The sequence below is a fragment of the uncultured Pontibacter sp. genome (genome assembly GCF_947495565.1).
Taxonomy (GTDB): domain Bacteria; phylum Bacteroidota; class Bacteroidia; order Cytophagales; family Hymenobacteraceae; genus Pontibacter.
In genome coordinates, this window is sequence record NZ_CANLZM010000033.1 from 1 (window position 1) to 1,636 (window position 1,636).

Annotated in this window: 1 protein-coding gene; it reads left to right on the top strand. The window is 55.0% G+C overall.

The window, feature by feature from the left end:
- The first annotated feature begins 260 nt into the window (after positions 1 to 260).
- On the top strand, positions 261 to 1,616 hold the full coding sequence (locus Q1B04_RS19935; RefSeq protein ID WP_299762761.1) for an IS110 family transposase: 1,356 nt from the start codon (positions 261 to 263) through the stop codon (positions 1,614 to 1,616).
- Positions 1,617 to 1,636 lie beyond the last annotated feature (20 nt).

A 1,636-nucleotide genomic window follows, 5' to 3' on the forward strand; every position in this document is an offset into this window, starting at 1 on the left:
CAAATTCCCCCTATATTAACTATTGATTTCTCCGGCTAACGCTTCTGCGTATCTACACTGTATCCCTTGCAAGACCGGTTTCTAATTGATGCTTCCAAGCTCGGGTCAAATTCTGGTTGGAGTGTAAAAAGCTTTTTGCTGTAGCAGAGGAGCTTTGAGGTGATTTCAGTGGTGGCTCTTCAGAGACCCCGATCAGGATACTTTCAATACCTACAGTACATTCCCCTGGGATATTTTTCTTACACTTCATTAAGCATGTTATGAAAAAGAAGAATCTGCCCATGGAAATTGTCAACCCGCATGCCGCCGGCATTGATGTAGGCAGCCGCTCCCACTTTGTGGCTGTGGGCCAGGGAGCTGACCAAGTGCGGGAGTTCGGCGTTTATGAATCTGACCTGCTGCAATTGGCTCAATGGCTGCATGCGCACCACATCACCACGGTAGCCATGGAGAGCACCGGCACCTATTGGCAGAATCTGTTTGCTGCCTTACAAGGTGCCGGGCTGGAGGTGCTGCTTTGCAACGGTAAGTTCACCAAAAACATCAAGGGCCGTAAGACAGACGTACAGGACTGCCAGTGGATTCAGCGGCTGCATTCACTGGGGCTTCTCACGGGTAGCTTCCTGCCTGACCAGGCCACCGAAGAGCTGCGCACCTATTGCCGCCACCGCACCTCGCTGCTGGAGACGGCCGCCGTTACGACTCAGAAGATGCAGAAATACCTGCGCCTGCTGAACCTGCGGCTCGACGTGGTGGTGCGGGACATCACCGGCCAGACGGGCATGGCCATCATCGAGGCTGTCTGCCAAGGTGAGACAGACCCGGAGAAGCTGGCCTGTTTCCGCCACGGCAACTGCCGCAAATCAAAAGAAGAGATTGCCCGGGCCCTCTGCGGCAACGGCCGTCGGGACCTGCTCTTTGCCCTCACCCAGGAGCTGGAACTCTACAAGGTGCTGCAGGCAAAGATAGCCGCCTGTGATGTGGCCATTGAGCAACTGCTGATAGAACAAGTAGAGGCAGATGAAGAGAGGCGGCAGTTAAAAGCAGATCCTAAGCCTTACAAGCGGGTAAACAAAAACGCCCCGCAGCAGATGGATCTTAACCAGCTATCCTTCCAGTACTTCGGCGGAGTGGACCTGCTCCAGATAGAGGGGGTGAGCCACTCGACGGTGCTGGCGCTGATGAGCGAGGTGGGCGCAGAGGGAATAAAGAAGTTCCCCACGGCCAAGCAGTTCTCCAACTGGCTCCGCCTGTGCCCCAACACGAAGGTGAGCGGGGGCAGGGTGCTGAGCAGCCACATTCCCAAGGGCAGTAACCGGCTCAAAATCGCCCTGAGAAACGCGGCCAATGTCATCGGCAACCTTAAGGAGACGCACCTGTCGGACTTCTTCAGGCGGGTGGCCTTCAGAAAGGGGCGGCAGGCGGCGGTGAGTGCCACGGCCCGCAAGCTGGCGGTGATCATCTGGAACATGCTCAGCAAAGGGGTGCAGTATCAGCCGCCTACCCAGTACCTTTTCCTGGATGAGAAAAGAAAGCTCAAGCTGGTGCAAAGGATAAAGAAAAACATCGCTAAATTAGACCTAGGACCTGAAGAGTTAGGCTTCACAATGGCCTGAGAAATAAACGTTAGTCAGGA